The 22444-nt window shown below is 63.3% G+C and carries 23 protein-coding genes; 11 read left to right on the top strand and 12 right to left on the bottom strand.

Annotated features, from left to right (window positions below; genetic code table 11):
• Position 1 precedes the first annotated feature (1 nt).
• On the top strand, positions 2 to 1975 hold the full coding sequence (locus tag AC0L2L_RS17840) for a TadE/TadG family type IV pilus assembly protein (protein WP_473580033.1): 1974 nt from the start codon (positions 2 to 4) through the stop codon (positions 1973 to 1975).
• 184 nt (positions 1976 to 2159) lie between these two features.
• Positions 2160 to 2792, top strand: a complete 633-nt coding sequence (locus AC0L2L_RS17835) for a LysE family translocator (RefSeq protein ID WP_473579884.1) — start codon at positions 2160 to 2162, stop codon at positions 2790 to 2792.
• Between the two features lie 107 nt (positions 2793 to 2899).
• On the opposite strand, the gene AC0L2L_RS17830 is transcribed toward AC0L2L_RS17835, so the two are convergent.
• Entirely contained in the window at positions 2900 to 3760 is an 861-nt protein-coding gene (locus tag AC0L2L_RS17830; RefSeq protein WP_473579883.1) for a dienelactone hydrolase family protein, read from the bottom strand.
• A gap of 32 nt (positions 3761 to 3792) precedes the next feature.
• Positions 3793 to 4617 (bottom strand): DUF2189 domain-containing protein, encoded by an 825-nt coding sequence (locus AC0L2L_RS17825; protein WP_473579882.1) that lies wholly within the window; start codon positions 4615 to 4617, stop codon positions 3793 to 3795.
• A gap of 281 nt (positions 4618 to 4898) precedes the next feature.
• Between AC0L2L_RS17825 and AC0L2L_RS17820 the strand changes: the two genes are divergently transcribed.
• On the top strand, positions 4899 to 5411 hold the full coding sequence (locus tag AC0L2L_RS17820) for a CAP domain-containing protein (RefSeq protein WP_473579881.1): 513 nt from the start codon (positions 4899 to 4901) through the stop codon (positions 5409 to 5411).
• A 35-nt stretch (positions 5412 to 5446) separates the two neighbouring features.
• On the opposite strand, the gene AC0L2L_RS17815 is transcribed toward AC0L2L_RS17820, so the two are convergent.
• The 4 genes from AC0L2L_RS17815 to AC0L2L_RS17800 form a co-directional block, all read right to left on the bottom strand.
• A complete protein-coding gene (locus AC0L2L_RS17815; protein ID WP_473579880.1) occupies positions 5447 to 6439 on the bottom strand; it encodes an isopenicillin N synthase family dioxygenase in 993 nt (330 codons plus the stop codon).
• Between the two features lie 69 nt (positions 6440 to 6508).
• On the bottom strand, positions 6509 to 8041 hold the full coding sequence (locus AC0L2L_RS17810) for a DHA2 family efflux MFS transporter permease subunit (RefSeq protein WP_473579878.1): 1533 nt from the start codon (positions 8039 to 8041) through the stop codon (positions 6509 to 6511).
• A 383-nt stretch (positions 8042 to 8424) separates the two neighbouring features.
• Complete coding sequence (locus AC0L2L_RS17805; protein WP_473579877.1) at positions 8425 to 9657, bottom strand: HlyD family secretion protein; 1233 nt, start codon at positions 9655 to 9657, stop codon at positions 8425 to 8427.
• A complete protein-coding gene (locus tag AC0L2L_RS17800; RefSeq protein ID WP_473579876.1) occupies positions 9654 to 10133 on the bottom strand; it encodes a MarR family winged helix-turn-helix transcriptional regulator in 480 nt (159 codons plus the stop codon). The genes AC0L2L_RS17805 and AC0L2L_RS17800 overlap by 4 nt, the downstream gene beginning before the upstream one ends.
• Before the next feature lie 211 nt (positions 10134 to 10344).
• Between AC0L2L_RS17800 and AC0L2L_RS17795 the strand changes: the two genes are divergently transcribed.
• Positions 10345 to 11178 (top strand): AraC family transcriptional regulator, encoded by an 834-nt coding sequence (locus AC0L2L_RS17795; RefSeq protein ID WP_473579875.1) that lies wholly within the window; start codon positions 10345 to 10347, stop codon positions 11176 to 11178.
• A 10-nt stretch (positions 11179 to 11188) separates the two neighbouring features.
• Here AC0L2L_RS17795 and AC0L2L_RS17790 read toward each other — a convergent pair whose 3' ends face one another.
• Positions 11189 to 12124 carry a bifunctional helix-turn-helix transcriptional regulator/GNAT family N-acetyltransferase gene (locus AC0L2L_RS17790; RefSeq protein WP_473579874.1) on the bottom strand — a complete coding sequence of 312 codons (936 nt, stop codon included), beginning with the start codon at positions 12122 to 12124 and terminating at the stop codon, positions 11189 to 11191.
• A 170-nt stretch (positions 12125 to 12294) separates the two neighbouring features.
• Between AC0L2L_RS17790 and AC0L2L_RS17785 the strand changes: the two genes are divergently transcribed.
• A complete protein-coding gene (locus tag AC0L2L_RS17785; protein ID WP_473579873.1) occupies positions 12295 to 12591 on the top strand; it encodes a type II toxin-antitoxin system HigB family toxin in 297 nt (98 codons plus the stop codon).
• A complete protein-coding gene (locus tag AC0L2L_RS17780) occupies positions 12591 to 12989 on the top strand; it encodes a helix-turn-helix domain-containing protein (RefSeq protein ID WP_473579872.1) in 399 nt (132 codons plus the stop codon). Before AC0L2L_RS17785 ends, AC0L2L_RS17780 begins: the two co-directional genes overlap by 1 nt.
• Positions 12990 to 13020: 31 nt before the next feature.
• Here AC0L2L_RS17780 and AC0L2L_RS17775 read toward each other — a convergent pair whose 3' ends face one another.
• From AC0L2L_RS17775 to AC0L2L_RS17765, 3 genes are read right to left on the bottom strand one after another with little or no spacing between them, the layout of a single operon-like run.
• Complete coding sequence (locus AC0L2L_RS17775) at positions 13021 to 14157, bottom strand: alanine racemase (RefSeq protein WP_473579871.1); 1137 nt, start codon at positions 14155 to 14157, stop codon at positions 13021 to 13023.
• Complete coding sequence (locus tag AC0L2L_RS17770) at positions 14157 to 15455, bottom strand: D-arabinono-1,4-lactone oxidase (protein WP_473579870.1); 1299 nt, start codon at positions 15453 to 15455, stop codon at positions 14157 to 14159. Before AC0L2L_RS17770 ends, AC0L2L_RS17775 begins: the two co-directional genes overlap by 1 nt.
• 14 nt (positions 15456 to 15469) lie before the next feature.
• Entirely contained in the window at positions 15470 to 16651 is a 1182-nt protein-coding gene (locus AC0L2L_RS17765) for an MFS transporter (RefSeq protein ID WP_473580031.1), read from the bottom strand.
• A gap of 121 nt (positions 16652 to 16772) precedes the next feature.
• Between AC0L2L_RS17765 and AC0L2L_RS17760 the strand changes: the two genes are divergently transcribed.
• On the top strand, positions 16773 to 17399 hold the full coding sequence (locus AC0L2L_RS17760; RefSeq protein WP_473579869.1) for a TetR/AcrR family transcriptional regulator: 627 nt from the start codon (positions 16773 to 16775) through the stop codon (positions 17397 to 17399).
• Between the two features lie 6 nt (positions 17400 to 17405).
• Here AC0L2L_RS17760 and AC0L2L_RS17755 read toward each other — a convergent pair whose 3' ends face one another.
• Positions 17406 to 18302, bottom strand: coding sequence for a LysR family transcriptional regulator (locus tag AC0L2L_RS17755; protein WP_473579868.1), 897 nt, complete (start codon positions 18300 to 18302; stop codon positions 17406 to 17408).
• A gap of 105 nt (positions 18303 to 18407) precedes the next feature.
• Between AC0L2L_RS17755 and AC0L2L_RS17750 the strand changes: the two genes are divergently transcribed.
• Entirely contained in the window at positions 18408 to 19169 is a 762-nt protein-coding gene (locus AC0L2L_RS17750; protein ID WP_473579867.1) for an SDR family NAD(P)-dependent oxidoreductase, read from the top strand.
• A gap of 7 nt (positions 19170 to 19176) precedes the next feature.
• Here AC0L2L_RS17750 and AC0L2L_RS17745 read toward each other — a convergent pair whose 3' ends face one another.
• Entirely contained in the window at positions 19177 to 20028 is an 852-nt protein-coding gene (locus AC0L2L_RS17745; protein ID WP_473579866.1) for an ATP-grasp domain-containing protein, read from the bottom strand.
• Between the two features lie 73 nt (positions 20029 to 20101).
• Between AC0L2L_RS17745 and AC0L2L_RS17740 the strand changes: the two genes are divergently transcribed.
• The 3 genes from AC0L2L_RS17740 to AC0L2L_RS17730 form a co-directional block, all read left to right on the top strand.
• Positions 20102 to 20896 (top strand): class I SAM-dependent methyltransferase, encoded by a 795-nt coding sequence (locus AC0L2L_RS17740; RefSeq protein WP_473579865.1) that lies wholly within the window; start codon positions 20102 to 20104, stop codon positions 20894 to 20896.
• 120 nt (positions 20897 to 21016) lie between these two features.
• Positions 21017 to 22078, top strand: a complete 1062-nt coding sequence (locus AC0L2L_RS17735) for a pepsin/retropepsin-like aspartic protease family protein (protein WP_473579864.1) — start codon at positions 21017 to 21019, stop codon at positions 22076 to 22078.
• Between the two features lie 214 nt (positions 22079 to 22292).
• The coding region (locus tag AC0L2L_RS17730; protein ID WP_164750074.1) for a co-chaperone GroES at positions 22293 to 22444 on the top strand (152 nt) is incomplete at its 3' end.

Raw genomic sequence — 22444 nt, 5'->3', positions numbered from 1 at the left:
GATGCGCAAATTCTGGCATCAATTCTGCCGTGACCGCCACGGCAACTATGCCCTGATGACGGCGATCGTCATGGTGCCATTGATGGGCGTAGTGGCCATGGGTGTCGATTTCGGGGAGCTCAATCGCGAAAAGCAGATGGTGCTGAGCGCGCTCGACGCCGCCAACTTCGCCGCAGCGGGGCGGCTTTCGCAAGGAGCGACGGACGACCAGATCAGGGCCTACGCGGTTGGCTTCTTCAATTCCAACCTCAATGGTGTCGACCCCGGCAACCTTTCGCTCGATGTCACGCTGCCAAGCAGCCAGACCGGCGGCGGCCTGATGAAGCTTTGCGCGACGCTCACCTACCACCCCTATTTCTATCCGGCCGCGGCGTTGCTCAATGGCGCATACGACGGCGACGCACACAAGCCGATCCAGCTTGAGATGTGCTCTCAGGTGCGGCTGAAGAACACGCTGGAAGTGGCGATGGTGCTCGACAATTCGGGCTCCATGACGACGCCCGGCACCGGCTCGGGACAGAAGCGCATCGACCTGCTCAAACAGGCCGCCAAGCAGCTTGTCGACACGCTGGCGCAGCAGGCGTCGCAGATCAAGCAGATCGACAAGCCGGTCCAGTTCAGCCTCGTGCCCTTCGCGGCTTCGGTCAATGTCGGGCCGGACAACGACAACGCCTCCTGGATCGACACCTATGGTCTGTCGCCGATCGCCAACGAGAATTTCGACTGGTCGACACTCAGCGCCTCCGACAAATACGCCCAGAAAATCAACGGCATCTGGTATAAGAAGGGCACCGGCTGGGGCGTAGAGGAAGACCAGATACTGACCCGCTTCGGGCTCTATCGGGACATGAAGGTCGTCACCAGCCATGAACGCATCGCCGGCAGCAAGCGCGTCGTCTGCGACAAGTACCGTTCCAATCATACCTGCTCGGATAGCCATAACGAATACGACTACAACGACACCTACGGGCCATTCGCCAGTTGGCAAGGCTGCGTCGAGGTTCGGCCTTATCCTTACAATGTCGACGACACGCCGGCCTCGGGCGGCCCCAACAACACCGGCATCGGCGTCGGCGATCCGGCGACCATGTTCGTGCCGATGTTCGCGTCGGACGAACCTGGCAACCATTGGTACATCACGCAAGATCCCGACGAGCTTCCGCCGAAAACCTACGGCGCCGCCAACAGCTGGTGGAACGACGATCCGACGAGCCCCGACGGCCCGACGCGGCAATCCAACATGGCCAAGTACTTCCAGCCGCGGCCGATCAACGCACCGGTGCTGTCGAAGGGCGCCGGCCCGAACTACAGTTGCACGACGACGCCGATCACGCCGCTCACCGACGTCACCAACGCGGATGGGCTTGCAGCCATCAAGGCGGCGATCGACCTGATGCAGCCCAACGGCAACACCAACGTGCCCGAAGGCATGGCCTGGGGCTGGCGCACCGTGTCCAACGCCGCGCCGTTCACCGAGGGGCGGCCGGAGAACGAGCGCGGCAACGACAAGGTGGTCATCGTGCTGACCGACGGCGAGAACACCTATTCGACGGTCAATCCCGACCCGGCCGTCAACAAGTCGACCTATGCCGCCTATGGCTATACCGGTGTCGGCTATAACGGCACCTCGGTCACCCGCCTGTTCGGCGGCACGTCGAGCGCGATCGGCCAGTTCAACTATTCGTCGAGCAACTACACCGCCGCGATGAACGAGCAGATGGCGAAGCTGTGCGACAACGCCAAGGCGGGCAAGATCATGGTGATGACGGTGGCGCTCGACATGTCGTCGACCGATACCGGCGACCAGAAGGCGATGGCCGCGCTAAAGGCCTGCTCTTCCGATTCTCGCTTCCGCAAGGATCCGACCGATCCCAGCAAACCGGCCAAGCTGTTCTGGAACGCGACCGGGGCGACGCTTTCGAACAATTTCAAGGAAATTGCGAACGAGTTGTCGAATTTGAGGGTAGTGGGGTAGCGACGGCGCGGAAGCTGCCAATCTCCCTCCTTGCGGGGGAGATGTCCGGTAGGACAGAGGGGGGTGTGAAGGAACACAACCCAGCGCATATACGTGCTTTTGTCTGGCGCAACGTCCGGCGCCGCCAAGCCCTTGCGTCTCCTAGCGAACCAGCGCACATCTCCGCCGCCATCCGGAGACCCCGATGCCCGACGCCGCCAACCATCTCACTTTTGCGCTGATCTGCCTCGGCATGGTGCTCACGCCCGGGCCGAACATGATCTACCTGATCTCGCGCTCGCTGTCGCAAGGGCCGAAGGCCGGGCTGATCTCGCTCGGCGGCGTGGCGCTGGGTTTCCTGTTCTATGTGGTGTCGGCAGCTTTCGGCATTACCGCGCTCATCTTCGCCGTGCCTTTTGCCTACGATGCGCTGCGCTTCGCCGGCGCGCTCTATCTGCTGTGGCTGGCCTGGCAGGCGCTCAAGCCCGGCGGACGCTCGCCGTTCCAGGTGCGCGAGCTGCCACGGGACAGGCCGCGCAAGCTTTTCGCCATGGGGCTGATGACCAACCTGCTCAATCCGAAGGTGGCGGTGCTCTACCTTTCGCTGCTGCCGCAGTTCATCAATCCGGCTAAGGGCCATGTGCTGTCGCAGCTTCTGGTGCTCGGCGTGACGCAGATTTCGATCAGCCTCACCGTCAACGCGATCATCGCGGTGACCGCCGGATCGATCGCGAATTTCCTCGCCGGACGACCGTTCTGGCTGGTCGTCCAGCGCTGGATGATGGGTACGGTGCTGACGGCGCTGGCGCTGAAGATGGCGACCGAGGCGCAGCGCTGAGCGTTATGCATATCGCCCAGAAGTGTGCAGCGGTTCTGGGACAAGGACATGCATCAAAACGAACACTTTAAAGCGCGTCGCCTGAATCCGTTTCAGCGCGACGCGCTTTAGCCGCCGAGCGCTTGCTTCAAGAATGCTCGAACCTCGCTTGCGGATTGTTTGGCCGCGGCCGCATCGTACTCCACCCGGTGACCATAGTCCTCGGTGCCGGCCTTCAATCCCGGGGAAGCAAATGCGTGACGCGCACCCTTGAAGATGTCGAGCTGCACGGAGCTTCCTTTGCCGCCGCGCCGCGCCATCTCCTGGCATTTCCTGGCGGGAGTCCAATCGTCAAGCTCACCGATCAGGATCAAGGTCGGGACCGTCATGTCGCCATTCGCAGCCGAACAATTCGGATAGTAGGCAATCGCTGCCTTGAACTTGCGCGCCATAAGCCGCTCGGCGCCACCAGTTTGCACGGCCTCCAGCGTTGTGGTTCCGCCAGCAGATGACCCCGCCAACGCTATGCGCCGCGGGTCGACAAAACTGAATCTCGAGAGGAACTCCAAGGCGCCGTAGGCGTCATAAACGCGATCAACAGAGTGGAGGCCATCACAGGTTTCCTTTATGCCGCGCGTGCTGAAGCTATCGACAAAGAGGACGACATACCCCCAGGAAGACAGCCGCTCGGACCAGGCTTTCCTTACATCCGGCAACAGCCCCGTGCATCCGTGGAGAACGACGACAGCCGGGAACGGCCCCTCGCCCGGCGGCCGCGCGAGATAGCCGTTCAACGGTGTGCCGGGAACAGCTTTGGGCGCTTGCCCGCTTTGTTGCGCAATGCGCAGCTGAAACGGCGTTGGCGTCACGGCCGCGCTTTCAAGATGCACCAACTGGTCGGCGGCGGCGCGCGCCACAGCAAAACAACCGACAGCCGAAAAGCAAGCCACGAGTGCCGCTCCTTTGAGCGACCTCGAAAATTTGCTCATAGACCTGCTCCAGTACCGCTTTGGACAGTTTCCTACATCGGACGGCGTGCGGGCCTTATCTGCTCCGGCTCGATCACCTTGCGGTAGAGGTGCCACGTCGCGTGGCCGAGGATCGGCATGACGACGGCGAGCCCGGCAAATAGCGGGATCGAGCCGACCACGAGCAACACGGCGACTGTCAGGCCCCAGAGCGCCATCGTCAGCGGGTTGGCCATCACTGCGCGGGCCGAGGTTTCGATCGCGGAGACGGCACCGACGTCACGGTCGAGCAGCAGTGGGAAGGCGACGACCGTCGTGGCTAGAACGACAACGGCGAAAACGAAGCCGACGGCGTTGCCGACGAGGATCAGCGTCCAGCCCTTGCCGGTCGTCAGCACGTCGCGCACAAAGGCGCCGACCGACGCGGGCGCCTCGGCGCCGAACAGGCTGGTGTAGAGCGACTGCGCGGTGAACAGCCAAAGCAGGAACAGCGCGAAGAGCAGGATGCCGATGACCGCGATCGACGGCAGCGCCGGCGAATGGCGGACATCGAGCGCATGGTGCCAGCGGCTGCTCATGCCGAGCTCGCGCCGGCGGCTGATCTCATAGAGGCCGATCGCCGCGAACGGACCGATCAAGGCAAAACCGGACATCAGCGGATAGACGAGCTGGACGGCGTTCGATCCGGAGCTCCACCGCGTCAGGATCAGGCCGACGATCGGATAGATCAGGCACAGGAATACATAATGCGAGGGCTTGGCCCAGAAATCCTCGGCGCCGAGCCTCAGCGCATCCCAAAGATCCGAGGTGGAGATGCGTCGCACCGTGGGCTGCACATGCATCCCATGCGCGTCCGTCATGACATGAAAACCGGCCATAACCGTCCTCCGTTTTTTCGCGCATGACCCCGAAAGCCGCGAACCGGCTTTCGGAAAGGGGATCATGCGCCAAACCAAAGTTTTACAGCGTCGTTTGCATCCAATCGGACGCACGCTGCAATGGGCGGTCACTGCCTGGTTGGCCGCCCATGGCTGCCACTGGTACCTGTGGCAATATAACGCATTTGCCAAGGGTTGTCGCCTTGTCGCCGCATGGATCGCATGGCGTCCCATCATCTCCTTGCCCGGCAAAAGCCATGTTCTGCGGTATCAGAGGCCGCATGACCATCCTGACCGTCGATTCTCCCTTGCCCGATCTCAACCGTCGCACGCTGCTCAAGGCCGCCGGCCTTGCAGCGCTTGCCGGCATCGCCGCCTGCAGCACCGTCACGGTGCCGACGGGCGAAGGCGCGGGCGCCTCTTCATCCGCTACGGCGACGCTGGCCGGCATACGCACCACGGCGGGGCTGCCGGCACTGGCGCCCGACGCGCAGCTCGAACAGGCAGCGCTGCAGCAGGCCGGCTACATGGCATCGCGCGAGCGCATGAGCCACACCACCGGCTGGGGCAAGGATTTCGCCTCGCGCATGAAGGACAACGGCGTGCGGGGTGCGGCGGCCGAAAACATCGCCGAGGGCCGCTTCGACCAACAGAAACTGTTCGACATCTGGATGCATTCGGCCGGCCACCGCCGCAACATGCTCGACCCGGACTTCAGCCGCTTCGGGCTGGCCTATGTTCGCGACGGCCGCGACCCCGCCTTGCGCTACTGGTCGCTGGTGCTGGGCAGGTAGGCTGCCGGTCCTCCCGCCCTACCCTTGCCGTCCTACTACTTCGTCGTCGCCTTGAACTTGCCCATCAGGTAAGGGCCGGAGCGCACCGGCTCGTATTTCGGCGCCTCTCCCTCGGCCAGGCATGCGCTCAGAACCGTGATTTCGGCATCCCAGTTCGGCTGGTGGAAGAAGGCCATGGATTGCCGGCGATCCCTGCCGCCCTCTTCCGCCGGCGGGTTGACGACGCGATGCACGGTGGACACCCAACGGTCGTTGGTCCAGCGTGCCATCAGGTCGCCGATGTTGATGACGAAGGCGCCGGGGACCGGCGGCACCTCCGCCCATTCGCCGCTCGGCGTGACGATCTGAAGTCCGCGTGACCCTGGCTGCGGCAGCAGGATGGTCAGGCTGCCATAGTCTGTATGGGCGCCGGCGCGAATCTGGCCGGGCTTCGGCGCGACATGCTGCTCGGGATAGTTCAGTGCCCTGAGCGCGCTGATCGGCGCATCGAGGAAAGCGTCGAAATAGGTCTCCGGCAAGCCAAGCGCTGTGGCGAAGACCCGCATGATGCGCAGCGCCAGATCTTCGAGAGCAGCGTAGTAGGCCTTCCAGGCTTCAACGAAGCCCGTGGGCTCGGCCGGCCAGATCGTCTCGGCGTAGCAGAAGGCCAACGCCTCCGGGTCCTTAATGCCCGGCGGCACGCGGAGAGGTCCGCCATTGAAGCTCTCTTTCAGGTCCGGCGGCGTGTCGATGTTGCGAGATTTTGCCAACGCCTCGAGCTCGGGGCCGAGATATCCATAGGGATAGCCCTTGTAGGGCGCCTTCGAACGCTGCTTTTCCTCGGGCGACAGGTCGAAGAAGGCCTTCGCCTTCGACCAGGCGGCATCGATCACAGCCTGCGGAACGCCGTGGTTCTTGACCGCCAGGAAGCCGGTGCCGCGACAGATGTGGTCGACCTCGCGGCCAAGCGCCTTCTTCCGCGCGGCGCTCGCGGCCTCGAATTGTCCGAGATCGAATACGGGAAATGACGGGTTCTGCATCGCGTTCATCCAACCGCTCAATGCTGGGACGATGCAGTCTGTCTCGATTGTGATCTAGGACCAACCGGCGTGGCGGTCCTAGTCCATATGCGCTGCCGGCGCACCACTCGCCGGCGCGGCCTTGGGTTTGCGCAGCAGGATCACGAATGGGATCGCGACCAGCGTCATCACCATCAGGATTTTGAAGTCGTTGATGTAGGAGATCATCATCGCCTGGGCATTTACCGCACGGTCGACCTGCGAAAGTGCCGCGGGATCGCCGCCAGCGGCCGCCGGAGACGCGGCCCACAGGTTGGGATTGTACGGGTTGATGAAGGCCGAAAGCTCGGTGTGGTTGATCTGCGTGTTGCGAACCATCAACGCCGCAACCACCGACACGCCGATGGACGAGCCCAGATTGCGCACCAGGCTGAACAGCGAGGTAGCGTCGGTGCGGTAGCGCGCATCGAGCGTGGCGAAGGCGACCGTCGACAGCGGCACGAACACCATGCCCATGCCGAGGCCCTGGATGACGCCCGAGGAGATGATCAGCCAGTTGTCCATCTGCGGCGTGAAGCTTGCCATGGTGTAGAGCGACTGCGCTGTGAGCAGGAAGCCGAAGGCGACGAGGATCCTAGCATCGATCCTGTGCATGATGCGGCCGACGAACAGCATCGAGATCATCGTGCCGATGCCGCGCGGCCCCAGCACGACGCCGATGGTGACGGTCGGGTAGCCGAAGATGTTGGCCAGCATCGGTGGCAACAGCGACATCGAGGCCAGGATCAGCACGCCCATGACGAAGATGAAGCCCAGCCCGGTCACGAAATTGCGGTCGAGGAAGATCTTTGGATCGATGAAGGGATGCTCGGCGGTCATCGTGTGGATGATGAACACCCAGAAGCCGGTGAGCGACAGAGCGAGCTCGATCCAGATCTCGACTGAGTTGAACCAGTCGACCTCGCCGCCGCGATCGAGCAGAAGCTGCAGCGCGCCGACGCCCAGCGAGAGCATGGCGAAGCCGAAGAAGTCGAAGCCGCGCACGCGCTTGGCGATGACCGGCAGATAGGCGGCCATGCCGAGGAAGGCTAGGATGCCGACCGGCAGGTTGATGAAGAAAACCCAGCGCCAGTTGAAGTTCTCGGTCAGCCAGCCGCCCAGCGTCGGGCCCAGGATCGGCCCAAGCATGATGCCGGCGCCCCAGATCGCCATCGCCTGGCCATGGCGCTCCTTCGGATTGATGTCGAGCAGGAAGGTCTGCGACAACGGCACGATGGCGGCGCCGAAGACGCCCTGCAGCAGGCGGAAGAGCACGATCGTCTCGAGGCTCCAGGCGAGGCCGCAGAGCATCGAGAAAATGGTGAAACCGACAACGGATGCGAGAAAGAGCTCCTTGCGGCCAAGCCGGTCGGCGAGCCAGCCGGTGACCGGCGTCATGATCGCCGCCGCCACGATATAGGAGGTCAGCACCCAGTTGATGTTGTCAGGCGAGGCGCCAAGATCGCCGGTCATGGTCGGCAGCGCGACATTGGCGATGGTGGTGTCGAGCGCCTGCATGATCGTGGCCAACATCAGCGCGACCGTGATCAGCCCGCGATGCGGCACTTCCTTGAAAGGTTCGGGTGTGCTCATGATGCTGAACTTCCAGCGGATAGCAAAAAAGTGTACGCTAGCGTACAAAGTCGAAGAGTATGAAGCGGTCTTCGGACGACATCATGCTCTATCTCTTTGATCTAGAGACGGATTCAGATTTCAGGTCGGACCGGCCTGACATCATCCGGCTCTAGGTTTCCGGGCGGCGGGCCTTCCGTTGAGAGACCTTCATCGCGGTGGGACGCGACTATCGATGTGGGGGTTACATCGACCGAAAGTCTCTACGGATGCCTGCCGCCCGGAGACGCGAGGACCGACGGGGCCGTGTCGAAGGCTTCAGTTTCGATCGAGCCGCACGCGGCTCGTCCTAGACGCTGATCCTTCCAACTTTCTCCCGTCGACCAATCCCCTACTCCTACTCGTTACTGCGCCTGCTCTCCTGCCGTGGCGTGGCCGAAGATCGACGGCAGACCGCGCGCCACGCCGGTGTCGACGGTGACGGTGGCGCTCATGCCGGTGCGCAGCGCCATCTTGGCGTCGGGATCGGTCAGCTCCAGGCGCACCGGAATGCGCTGCGTGACCTTGACCCAGTTGCCGGTGGCGTTCTGCGCCGGCAGCAGCGAAAACTCCGCGCCCGTGCCGGCGCCGATCGCCTTGACGGTCGCCTCGAAGGTGCGGCCCGGATAGGTGTCGACGACGATCTCGGCCTTCTGGCCCGGCGTCATGTGGGTCAACTGCGTTTCCTTGAAATTGGCGTCGATCCAGGTGTCCCCGGTCTCGACCAGCGCGAACAGCGGCGTGCCGACGGCGACATACTGGCCAAGCTTGAAGGAAGCGGCCTGGTAGACGATGCCATCGGCCGGCGCCTTCACAGTGGTCTGCGCCAGATCGTAGGCGGCCTTGTCGCGCGCGGCCAAAGCCGCCATCACGGTCGGATGCTTGTCGGTCTCGATGTCCGGATTGCCGCCGAGCGCTGCCTTGGCGCTGACGATGCCCTGCTGAGCGACCGCGAGCTGCTGCTTGGCCTTGTCGAGGTCGTTGCGGGCCTCATCGAGGGACGACTTGGCGTTGATACCTTTCTGCGCGAGGTCGGCGGCGCGGCCATATTGCGACTGCGCATAGTCGACCTCGCTGGCGGCCGACTTTTCCTGTGCCATTGCCTGGCTGTAGGCGGCGCGCAGCTGCTCGACATTGAGGCGCGCGCCGGCGACCGCCGCATCGGCCTGGGCGAGCGCAATCCTGTAAGGCTCGGGATCGATGACGAAGAGAAGGTCGCCCTGCTTGACCAGCTGGTTGTCGGCGATGCCGACCTGGACGATGCGGCCGGCCGTGTCGGAAGCGACCGAAATCCTGGCCTGCTGCAGGTTGGCGTTCTCGGTTTCCTGGTAGCGGCCGCCCGTCACCCAGACATACGAGCCGCCGGCAAGCAGAGCCAGCGGCAGGGCGACCATCAACAGGAAACGGCCGAGGCGGCGCTTCTTCTTCGGCGCTGCCGGAGCCGGCTGCGGCTCGGGAGCAACCGCGACCGGAGCGGCCGCGGGCTTTGCCGGGGCTTCGGCGATCGGCTCCGCCGACGCCTTGGCGGCTGGCTGCGCCGGCGCCTCGATCTCCAGCGTGGTGATGTTGTCGTCTTCTATCTTGGCTGCCGCGTTCATGCTGCTGCGCCTTCCGTACTCTTCATCTTTTCCAGGGACGATGTCTCGGCGTCCGTCAAATTCCGCACGATGGTGTCCAACACGCGGATCAGGACGCGGCGCTCTTCCGTGGACACGCCGGCCAGCGATTCCTCATAGACCTCGCCGGCCAGGCTTTTGACGTCGGCATAGGCCGCGTTTGCCTTCTCGGTCGGGAAGATCATGCGCACGCGCCGGTCGGTCGCGTCCTGGCGGCGCTCGATCCAGCCGCCCTCCTCCATGCGATCGACCAGGCGCGAAACGCTGATCGGCTCGATTTCGAGGAGCTCGGCAAGCCGCGCCTGCGCGACGCCGGCTTCCTTGGCGACTCGGACGAGCAGCCGCCATTGCGCCGAGGAAAGACCCAATCCGCTGGCGCGCGCCTCGAAGCGCTTGCGCATCAGGCGCTGCACGTCGTGGATCAAAAATCCCAATCTGTCGATGCCATCTGAAACCATGAGCGATACATATAATAAGCGTGCTTACTATTCAAGTGGATGTTTTGCGCCAGAAGCCGGCAAAATCGACATGGCAGGCATGCGATGCGTTCATGGTTAGCGGCCCGTGAAGATGCAGCCATGTCGAACGGGATTTGTACCCGGCGAGCAATTTCGATCAAACTGGCTGTTGGCGCGGGGGTTAGTGTCGCCCCGCCAAATGCGAGGAACCATGAACCCGACCGAAAAAGCGCTGTGGTTTGTCGAAAGCCACCTGCCGGACGACATCAGCCTCGACGATGTCGCGGCAAGCAGCGGCGTGTCGCGCTTCCATGTGACGCGCGCCTTCGGTGCGGCCACCGGGCGGTCGGTGATGGGCTATATGCGCGCGCGCCGCTTGAGCGAAGCGGCGCGCAAGCTGGCGGGCGGCGCGCGCGACATTCTCTCGGTCGCGCTCGATGCCGGCTACGGCTCGCATGAGGCGTTCACGCGGGCTTTTCGCGATGCGTTCGGCACCACGCCGGAGCTGGTGCGCGCGCAAGGCTCGACCCAGACCCTCGACCTCGTGGAGCCTATCCTGATGGACAGTTCACTTCTCACCACGCTCGAGCCGCCGCGCTTCGAGACCAGCCGACCCTTCCTCATCACCGGGCTTGGCGAGCGCTACAGCTGCGAAACCAGCGCCGGCATCCCGATGCAGTGGCAGCGCTTCGCCCCCTATATCGGCAACATTCCGGGCGAGGTGCCCGGCGTCTTCTACGGCGCCTGCCTCAACGGCGACGACGCCGGCAATTTCGACTATGTCGTCGGCGTCGAGGTGACGGATTTCTCCGACCTGCCCAGGGACTTTTGCCGCGTGCGGGTGCCGGCGCAGAAATATGCGGTGTTCGCGCACCGCGAGCATATCTCGACCATTCGCCGCACCATCAACACGATCTGGAACAGCTGGCTGCCGGCCTCCGGCCACGAGATCGCCGACGCGCCGGAATTCGAGCGCTACGGGCCCGAATTCGACGCGCACACCGGCAATGGCGGGCTGGAGATCTGGCTGCCGATCAGGGGATGAAACGTGCGCGCTACAGTTCCAAATTCCACGTCTGACCAACCAGATCCTTGCCGAAGGAATGATGGCGTTCCTCATCGACCAGCTTGAAGCCCGCGGCCTGGTAGATGCGGCGGGCCGAGCCCAATATGTCGTTGGTCCACAGCGTCAGCGTCCTGTAGCCCTTGGCACGCGCGAAGGCGATGCACTCGTCGACCAGCCGCCGGCCGATACCGAGGCCGCGCGCCGACGGCTCGACATAAAGCAGCCTGAGCTTCGCCACTTTGGGCGACTTGCGCATGACGAAGACCGAGCCGACCACCTCGCCCTCGCGTTCGGCGATCCAGCTGCGCTCCCATTGCGGGACGAAATTCTTGACGAACTCGCCGAGGATTTCGGCCACCAGCGCCTCGTAGGTCTCGTCCCAACCATATTCCTGCGCATAGAGCATGCCCTGGCGACGTGTGACCCAGCCGATGTCGCCGACCTGCAGCGGCCGCAGGATGTAGGGCACCTTGGGCTCGGGCCTGTCGCCGAGCAGGTCCTGGACGGTGCGCATCGCCTTGACCAGCCGCTCCTGGTCGACGGGCGTCAGACGATCGAGCAGCGCGCGCACCTGATCGTGCGAATCCTGGTTCAGGGGCGCGAAGGCTTCCCTGCCCGCCGGCGTCAGCGCGATCGAGGCGCGGCGCGCATCCGCCTCGGTGGCTTCGCGCTCGACCAGGCCGCGCTCCTCGAATTTCTTCAAAAGACGGCTGACATAGCCGGGATCGAGGCCGAGGTCGCGCACCAGGTCGCTGGCGACGAGACCGTCGCGATGCGCAAGCTCATAAAGCACCCGCGCCTCGGTCAGCGAGAACGGGCTTTTCAAAAGCCCCTCGTCGAGCAGGCCGATCTGGCGGGTGTAGAAGCGATTGAAGGCACGCACCGTATCGATGCGCTCCTTTCCGGGGTGATCGTGGATGGTCATGGGACTGTTCTCCTGTCTGGCGCAGGATCAATCAGTTAGTTGACGGAGTCAATAAACTGCTCAGATGGATGACCTCACGATCTCGCGAGGATCGTGGAGCGCCCACATAGTTGATTTCCCATTTTGGTAATTTAGCTTGTTCCCGATATGGGAAAAGCCTATATGTCGCCATGCAAATCGTCAGCAAGAAAACGCTCGTCATATTCTGGACCAAACATCCGCGGGCCAAAGCGCCGCTGACCGCCTGGTTCAACGCATCGAGCAAGGTCGAGTGGAAAACATCGGCTGACATCAAGGCGCAGTTCGGCACGAGTGTGGATTTCGTTGCCGACAACCGCGTCGTGTTCGACATCGCCGGCAACAAATACCGGCTGGTTGTGCATGTCAGCTACACATTCAAGCGGCTGCTGATCAAATTCGTCGGCACTCACGCCGAGTACGACAAGATAGACGTGGAGAAGGTGTGATGGAAAACATTCGACCTCTTAAGACCGAAGCTGATTACGATTGGGCGATTGCCGAGATCACTCGCTATTTTGACAACGAGCCCGCCATTGGCAGCCCTGAGGCCGATCGGTTCGATGTCCTGGCTGTTCTTATCGAGGCTTACGAAGCCAAGCACTACCCTATCGAAGAGCCCGATCCCGTGGACGCAATCGTCGCCCACATGGAAATGGCCAACCTAAATCGGGCAGCCCTCGTGCAACTTCTGGGTTCAGCTTCGCGCGCCTCCGAAATCTTGAGCCGCAAGCGCGCGCTCACCCTGGACATGGCATTCAAGCTCAATCGCGAATGGCATATTCCGGCGGAGATCCTGATCCACCCGTACCATTTGGCCAAGGACGAGAGAAAGGTGGCCGGATAGCGCCTCGTTCGACACGTGGAGATGCACGCTCTCACCCCATCGGCAGCGCCGGCCAGAACTCGACGATCCGTCCACCGGCAAACACCGCAATTGCCCCGAAATGCTGCAGCACGGCCTCGCTCTGCGTCGGACGCAAGAAAGCATAGTCGCCCGGCCTCACATCCGCTCCAGCCGGCAGACCCATGAACTGCTGGTTGGACGACAGCCCGATCAAACTATTCGGCTTCATGCCTTCGGGAAACACCGGCTCGGCCATCCACTTGCCGCCGTAGAGATAGCAGCCCTTGCGCGGGAAGAGGCCGAGCGCCTGCAGAGCCTTCGATAGCCCAGCCGGACCCGGCAACACCGGCTCGACCGCCTTGAGGATCGGCGTCGCGATGAAGGCCGCCGCCTGGAAGCCGTCGAGGCCGGGCGTGTCGAAGTCGCTCGGCAGTACGAAGGCCGAGCCGATTGACACTTCGTTGGCTGCCCCCCGGCCATGCAGCAGTGCCGTCTTCGAGCCGCCGATGTTGAGGATGCGGCGCTGGCTCGGGTCGAGGACCGCGACGAACTCGGCGGCCTTGGCCGAGGCCTGGTTCAGCGCCTTGGCCGCGCCGCCGAACAGGCCCGGTATCGCCGGCGCATGCGCCTCATAGGCCATGATGCCTTCGCAATGCAGGCGTTTGGGTATCGTCAGCGCCTTGATCTCGGCGGGATCACGAAAGCCGCCGCGATGCAGGCCGACATCGACCTCGAAGGCAAAGCGCAACTCGGTGCCGAGCGCGGCAGCGAGCGCGCCATACTCGGCCAGCCGCTCCGGTGTGTCGATCAGCCAGCAGACGCGCGACCACCAGCCGGCGCCGCCCCTGGTCAGCGCTGCCTTGGCGGCGCCCACGGGCATCGGTTTGCCGTAGAGAAGATCACCCTCGGGGAAGGCGTCGAGGACGGCTTGCGTCACCGGCGGGTGGAAGGTCATGAAGCGGTTGGTGCCAAGCGCTCTGGCAATGTGCGAAAGCAGCGGCACGCAAGGCAGCGACTTATCGACCAGCCGCACGGCAAGGCCTGGCGCCAGCCTGTCCTTGACCAGCGCGATGTTGCCGTCCAGCCGGTCACGGTCGAGCACAAGGCAGGGCCGGAAGATGTCGGCGGCCCTCAGCGCGTCGGACAGAGCGGCGAAATAGGCGCTCATTATTGGATGCCAGAAGGACTGGGCTCGATGCCGAACAGGCCGGCCATGTAGGGCGACACGAAACGGCTTTCGGGATCGATGTCGCGGCGCACCGCCATCGCCTCATCCCAGCGCGGATAGAGCTTTTTGAAGTCCGCCGCCTTCAGGCTGTGCATCTTGCCCCAATGCGGCCTGCCGCCGTACTTGCGGAAGATCGGCTCCGCGGCGCGCATGAAAGGCAGCGGATCATTCGCCGCATCGTGGTGGATGGCGATCGAGCAGGTCAGCCTTTTGTGGAAGGGCGAAAGCCAGAATTCATCGGGCGCCACCGAACGCACCTCCATCGGGAAATAGACTTCCGGAAAGTGCTTTTCCGTCAGCGCTATGATCTCGGCCAGCGCCTTCGGACCTTCCTCGTAGGGCAGGTGGTACTCCATCTCGTTGAATTTGGTGCGACGATCGCTGGCGTAGACGTTGAGCCAGTCCTGCACATAGTCCTCGGACGGCACCTTCTTCACCGCGCCCCGGATCAGCGCGCGGCGCAGCGACGGCAGCCAGCGGAGAACGGTGCGCAGCTTGCGCAGTGTAGCCAGCCCCTCCTCGTCGTCCTCGGTCGGCCGCGGTGTGGGTGCCGCGTGGCTGAAATCGCTGGCGATGAACTGGGCATAGCCGGAAAACGGGATGTAGTAGAACTCGGCCGAGCGATGCGCAGCCATCTCCGTCTCGAAATCGCGCAGCATGTCGGCTATCGGCAGCACCCATTTGCGGCGCCGCAGCCGATGGGTGGGGATGTTGTTCATCGTCACTTCGGTCAGCACGCCGAAAGCGCCGAGCGCGACGCCGGTGGCGTGGATCATGTCCAGGCCGTTCGCCCGGCTGAACTCGCGCAGTTTTCCTTTCCCATCGACGATCTGCAGCGCTTCGATCTGCGTGTGATAGGCGCCGAGCGTCGGGCCGGAGCCGTGCGTTGCCGTGCCCAACGCACCGCCGATCGCCTGGCGATCGATGTCGCCCATATTCGGCAGGCCTTGGCCGATGTCCTGCAGGATATGCATCAGGGCGCCCAGCCGCGTGCCTGCCTTCACCCGCGCCCGGCTGTTCGCGGCATCGTGCGAGACCAGCCCCTCGATCTTTTCCAGCGAGACGATGGTGCCGTCGGATTGCACCAGCGGCGTGAAGGAATGGCCGGCGCCGGCGACGCGCAGCGGACCGGGCGCCGAGCGCACCAGTTCGGCCAGCTCGCCGGCGTCGGCCGGTGTCGCGATGATTTTCGGGGAGGCCGTGACGAGGCCCGACCAGTTGCTCCAGGCGTTTGCCATCTTGATCCTCGCGCTCAGGCCCGGCCGCGCCGCCGCGCGACCAGCACGAAGACGCCGAGCAGCGCCACGCTCGCCAAGGCGGTCGCGGCGGCGAATTCCGGCACCGGGCGGAAATTCGCGCCGTCAATCAAAAGCGAAGCGGCGATCGGGCCGATGGCGAGGCCGAAAAGCTGGGCCGCAGGCACCAGCAACACAGCGTTGCGCGTCTCGTCCGCGGTGATCGCCAGGCGGATCTGGTAAGGCACGATGAAGAGCAGGATGAAGCCCATCACCAGCGCCACCGCCCAGAACACCGAAAGGCCAGGGCCGGATGCGAGCAGCATCGAGCTGATCGCCGCGACGATCCCGATGACGGTGATGGCGAAACGATAGTCGATGCGCGCCTCGAACACCGTCGCGGTCATGGCGCCGATCACCTGCGCGGCCAGGCTTGCCGAAACCATCAGCCCGACGGTGCGGCCGTCGATGCCGAACTGCGCGCCGATGGGTTCGAGAAAAGCCCAGACGGCGCCGAAGAACATGAAATAGCAGAAGATCGACAGCAGCGCGGTGATCGCCGGCATGGTCGCCACATTGGCAAACTGCTCTTCCTTGGGCAGGTCGGCATAGTCGTCCGGCACGGTCCAGGCGACGACCAGCGAAAGCAGGCAGACGATGCCGAGCGCGACGAAGCCGCCGGCCGAGCCGTCGGCAGGCACGGCATAGAGCGCCAGTATCAGCGCCAGCGCGCATTGCGCCAAGGTCTGCAGCGTGACGAAATAGCCGCCGATGCGCTCGGCCCGGCGCGAGCGGGCGATCAATTCGGTGGCGACGGCGACCAGCCCGCCTTCCGCCAGGCCGGCCAGTGTCCGCGCGCTGATCAGCGCATTGGGGGTACCGGCATAAGCGGTCCAGAAATTGGCGAGCGCGAGCAGGACGAGCAGCACCGCGCTCTTCCAACGCATGTTCCTGGCAGGCAGCAGCATCGCCACGATCGCCGAGCCAATGGCGATCGCGATCATCTCGGCGGTGGCGACCAAAGCGAGCTCGTCGCCGGTGACATGGCCCTCCGTATAGAGCGCACCGAGCAGCACCGGCTGCAATCCGAGGATGAGCAGACCGACCGAGCCGATCCACAGCGCCGAGGCCAGCTGCAGGCCGGTCGGGTTGCCGACAAGCCAGTCGCCATTTTCCACTTGCGCGGCGTCGGTGACCATCACGAGGCGCTCTCCCTTGCAGCCCGATCGAAAAGCTGACAAGTTGTCAGCATTTCACGAAACTGATACTTGATCATGTTTCTTGTCAACCGCGAATTCGTAAGCTCACGAGATTTGGCGCATGACGCAGACAAGGCGAACGGCGACGGAACCGCGGCGCAAGCCGAAGCAGGAACGCAGCCGCGAGCGCATCGACGCGATCCTCGCCACGACAATGCGGCTGATCGGCGAAAAGGGCATCGACGCGGTGACGATGAAGGAAGTCGGCGCGCTGGCCGGCGGACCGATTGCCACCGTCTATCATTACTTCCCGAGCAAATCGGCGATCCTGGCGATGCTCTACGAGCGGTTTTCCGAGGAAAGCCAAGCGCGCTTCGGCGCGATCATCGCCCAAATACGCGGACTGGACGACGTGACCGCCGCGGCCGACCGGCTGCTCGACGACTACTATGCCCGCGTCGCTGCGGACCCGGCGATCCAGGACCTGCAGAACGCCATCCAGGCCGACAAGGCGCTGCAGCATCTCGACATCGCCGAGACGAGGCAGCAGGCCAAGATGTTCTGCGACCAGGTCGCGCCGATGCTTCAAGCGGAGCAGCGCGAGGCGTTCGGGCGCGTGGTGTTCCTGATCTTCCAGCTTGCCGGCGGCGTCGTGCGGCTCGCGCTGACCCAGGACAAGGAAGAGGGACGGCGAACGATCGAGGACTATCGGTCGATCATCCACACGCAGTTGCGGTTGTTTCTCTGATCACGATCAGGGATCCAGCTTCGGCCCCAGAATCTCCACCAGCCAGTCGACGAAGACCCTCACCCGTGGCGACAGTTGTCGGCTGGGCGGATAGAGCACCGAGATCGGCGTCGGTGTCGGCGGATTGCCGGGCAACACTTCGACCAGCCGGCCCGCTTCAATGTCGGTGGCGAAGCGGCGGCGCGGCGCCTGGTATAGGCCGAAGCCTTGACGCACCAGCGTGGCGGCGGTGTCGGAATTGGAAACCGTGACCCTCGACGAAAGCACGATCTCACGGATCTTGCCGTCGACGGTGAATTCCAGCGGCATCACCTGTCCGGTGCGGGACGAGACGAAGCCGATCATCATGTGCCCGGCAAGCTCGTCAAGCGAGCGCGGCAGGCCATGGCGTTCGACATAGGCGGCGCTGGCGAGCGTCGCCTCGCGCGCCATGCCGATGCGGCGCGCGATCATGTCGCTGTCGGGCAGCGTGCCGGCGCGGACCACGCAATCGACGCCTTCGCGCACGAGGTCGACCAAGCGGTCGCCCTCGCCGATATGCACGCTGAGGCCGGGATGGCGCTCAAGCAGAGCCGGCAATTCCGGGATCACCAAGGTGCGGGCCAAATGGCCGTTGATGTCGATGCTGAGCCGGCCGTGCACTTCATGCGCGCCAAAGGTGCCCTCGGCCTCCTCGATGTCGGCGAGGATGCCGATGCAGCGCTGGTAATAGGTTTCGCCGTCCAGCGTCGTCGTGACGTGCCTTGTGGTGCGGCGCAGCAGTTGCACGCCAAGCCGCTCTTCAAGCTGTTTGATCGCGGCGGTGGCGCTGGACCGCGGCAGGCCGAGATCGGCGGCAGCCGCGGTGAAGCTGCGCCGTTCCACGACGCGGGTGAAGAGCCGCATGCTGTCAAACCGGTCCATGCCGATTGTTCGCACATACTGAATAGTGTTGGCAATCCGTGCCCGATTATATCGGCCGATCAGTCGAGTATATGCATCTCCATCCAAACAGAAGGAGATTTCGCCATGACCACCCGCCCCATCGCCCTCATCACCGGCGGCAGCCGCGGCCTCGGCCGCAACACCGCGCTCCACCTCGCCCAAAAGGGCGTCGACGTCATTGTCACCTATCGCTCACGCGCCGACGAGGCGAAGACGGCAATCGCCGAGATCAAGGCCGCCGGCGGCCGCGCCGCCGCGCTCGAACTCGATACCGGCGCCATTGCCACCTTCCCGGCCTTCGTCGCTGCCTTGAAGAAGACGCTGCAGGAAACCTGGCAGCGCGACCGCTTCGACTATCTGGTCAACAATGCGGGCACCGGCCTGCGCAAGATGATCGGCGAGACGACGGAAGAGGAATTCGACACGCTGATGAACACCCACCTCAAGGGTGTGTTCTTCCTCACCCAGGCGCTGCTGCCGCTGATCAACGATGGCGGCCGCATCATCAACATCTCCAGCGGGCTCGCGCGTTTCGCCGCGCCCGGATCGTCGGCCTATGCGATGATGAAGGGCGGCATCGAAGTGTTCACGCGTTACCTCGCCAAGGAGCTCGGCGCGCGCGGCATCACCGCCAACACCGTGGCGCCCGGGGCAATTGCCACCGACTTCAACGGCGGCCATGTGCGCGATAATGCCGAGATCAACCGCATGGTGGCCGGCGTCACCGCGCTGGGCCGCGCCGGGGTGGCCGACGACATCGGCCCGATGATCGCCTCGCTGCTGTCGGATGACAATCGCTGGGTCAACGCGCAGCGCATCGAGGTCTCGGGCGGGATGAATATCTGAGTGGCAATCAGGTAACCTGGCGGATCAGTCCTTCGAAGCCGTCGGCAAGATTGGCATTGCCGGCGGTGATGAAGCTCGAAAGGTTCCTGGCCCGTCCAGGGGTCTTGTTGGCGTCGAGCAGCACCGCCCTGCCCTCATGCACGACGAAATCGAACTTGCCATAGTCGAAGCCGAGCTTGCGCCTCAGCGCGCGAAGCTCGTCCGGCACCGGAACGGCCTCGCGGCGGATCGTGTCGTCGCCCTTGACGAGGCTCTGCGGCGAGACATGGCGGGTGCAGCGCTCGCGCTCGCCGCAGAACAGCCAGAAGCGGGCACCGAAGCCGTCCGGCTCCGGCTCGGGAATGAATTTCTCGACGACCAGATCCCGGCGCTCGAAGACCTTGACCGGAACGTCGGCGAGCGAGGCATGGATTTCATATTTGTCGAAAGGTTCGACGCCTGGAAACGGCTCCGGCTTGCCAGCGCGGCGCGCGCGATGGTTCAGTTGCTGTTCCGGCGTTCCCCAATGGTTGAGGCTGCTCTTGACGATGACTTGCCCCTGCCATTCATCGCCCCGGCCAATTGCCGCGCCGCTGATACAGCGTTTCGAAATGTCTGCGGCGCCGAGGTTGAGGCAGAACGGAAAGCGGCGCGCATAGTCGACATAGTCGGGCGGTGTCACGGTCGCGTCGAGATGCAGCACCGCGATGTCGGCGTCGGGCTTCGCTGAAGTGCCGCGCAGGATCCGGACCGAATGGCCGCGGCGCTTCAGCTCTTCCAGCAGGTCGAAGAGCATATACGGGCTATCACGGCGCAGCAGCAGGCCGCGCCGGCTCTGGAAGCGGTCATGTTCATGCGTGATGACGGCGATGCGTGCCATGCGCCCCACTTGGCTTGTCAAGCGTGCTCGACTATTCGATCGAATACAACGCGCTAACCGACCCAGGTTTTGAATGACAGAGCACTGGAATGCAATTCGCAAACACTGGCAGTTGCTCGGCTCGCCGCTGCGGCCGCCGGCGGAGGTGGTCGAGACCTATGAACGTGAGCTCGAGCTTTCGCAATCGCATGTCGTTCTGCTCGGCGTGACGCCGGAGCTCGCCGGACTTGGCGCCACCATGACGGCGATCGATGAGTCCCTCGACATGATTGCCGGCATCTGGCCGGGCGACACCGATACGCGCAAAGCGGTTATCGGCGACTGGTTCGACCTGCCGTTTCCAGGCGCGAGCATCGACGCATTGATCGGCGATGGATGTCTCTCGGTCATCGGCGGCGCCGATGCAAGACGAGCGCTTTTTTCGGCGATCGCGCGCGTGCTCAGTGCCGACGGCCGCGCCGGCATCAGGCTTTACGCCTCGCCCGAGACACCGGACGACCCGCAGGATGTCCGCGCCCTGGCGTTGGCCGGCGGCGTCTCGACCTTCCACGAGCTCAAATGGCGCGTGGCCATGACCGCAGCCGGCGGCGCGCCGGACTACATCATTCCGGTGACGGGAATCCTCGAACAATTCGAAGCGCTGTTCCCCGGCCGCACTGAGCTTTCCGAGCGCACCGGCTGGGGACTGCCGGTCATCGGCACCATCGATGTCTACCGGAACTCGCCGGCCATCTACAGCTTTGCGCCGGCGGCTTCCATTGTCGAAGAGGCCGAAGTGTATTTCAGCGACGTCGGCATTGCCTCGACCGGCGCCTACGGGCTCGCCGAACGCTGCCCGCTGCTGGTGCTGCGGTCGCCGAGGCACTGAAATTTCCAGAAAGCGAGTTCCTCGCGGACATTTCCTGGACTTGCGCGCGGAAGTTGCAAAACGCCCCGCAGTAATGCATTTTCGGCCTAATATCGAGCGGCCGAAAATATGGGTGGGGAAATGAAGATACTTGCAGCAATACTGCCAACCTTGGCGTTCGCATTACTCTGTCTGCCCGCCCCAACCAAGGCCGATGAGCCTCCCGCCACTGTGCCCCTGATCAAAGTCGAGTACCCGTGGAAGCCGGGAAATATTCGCATGGTTTATGTGAATATCGTTTCGCTCGGCAATCACAAGGTGAACCAGCCTCTACTGCTGGACACCGGATCGAGCGGAATGACGATCGAATGCCAATCGGTGCTGCCGGCAGGCCTTTGTTCCGACGATGGGATCAAGATCACACAGGATCAGGACATCGACGGGATAAGGGTCAGCACCCAACAGACTATCATGAACTATGGAACCTACGACGAGTATGGCAACATCGCCTATGCTCGTGTAACTTTTGGGTCGCCGACAGCCGCTGTTTCCACCGACACCACGGTCCCGTTCGTCATCCGCTATAAACAAGTGAAGCACAGTACCGGCGAGATCGTCGGCGGTCCACTTTGGCCCAAGGGCATTTTTGGCATCTCTCCTGTTGGTGGCAGCGGACCAGACCGGATGATCAAATCACCGCTTCTGCTTGTGAGCGTCGGACCCGGCCTTGACAGGGGATACTACCTCTCTCCGCTCGGCGCCAAGTGGAAGCGCTGCACGACTGGAGACGGTACCTGCCCGGAAGTGGAGGCCCTACACATCGGCGTGCCAAAAGACATTAAAAAGGATTTCAGGATTCAAAGATGGAAAGAAGCCGATTGGCGCTACAATTTTCCGACCATCGATGCCTGTATCTCATGGGGATCCGAACCTAAATGCCGGCCGACGCTTTACGACACCGGCAACTCGACGATAATGGTCTCAACAGATGCCTCGGAACCCTATTCGTCGCTCACTACTGGTACGAAGATCCTTGTAAATGCCGATGGCCAGGAGGATTGGAGTTTCAAGACCACATACAATCCTGAGGTAGAGTTCATTCCCGGTCTTCCTCACAACATCGTTGGCATCCGATATTTCGAGAAGAACAGCTTGCTGCTTGATTTTGAAACCAAGCAAATCGGCCTGCGCCTTGGCGACTGACGTCGCGCGACCTTTGGGCATCGACGGGCTTTCCACAACCCTCAGCGGTTTGAGAAAATTTCGCTCCGTTTGGCCCTTGCACGCGCCTTGACTCTGGCAAGCCGCCAGCCTATTTCAGCGCCACGTTAGCACTCGCCTTTGGTGAGTGCTAACTCGTATCCGGCATCGCCGGATGGAGGAACAGTTCTCACCGTTCTCATTCGAGGAAGAAAACATGGCAAAGTCCAAGTTCCGCCCGCTTCATGACCGTGTGGTCGTTCGCCGGGTCGAATCCGAATCCAAGACAGCCGGCGGGATCATCATCCCGGATACGGCGAAGGAAAAGCCGCAGGAAGGCGAGATCATCGCCGTCGGCTCCGGCGCCCG

The sequence above is a fragment of the Mesorhizobium sp. WSM4832 genome, from assembly GCF_055811115.1.
Note: the sequence above shows the minus strand (reverse complement) of the source record. Positions and strands in the feature narration are given on the sequence as shown.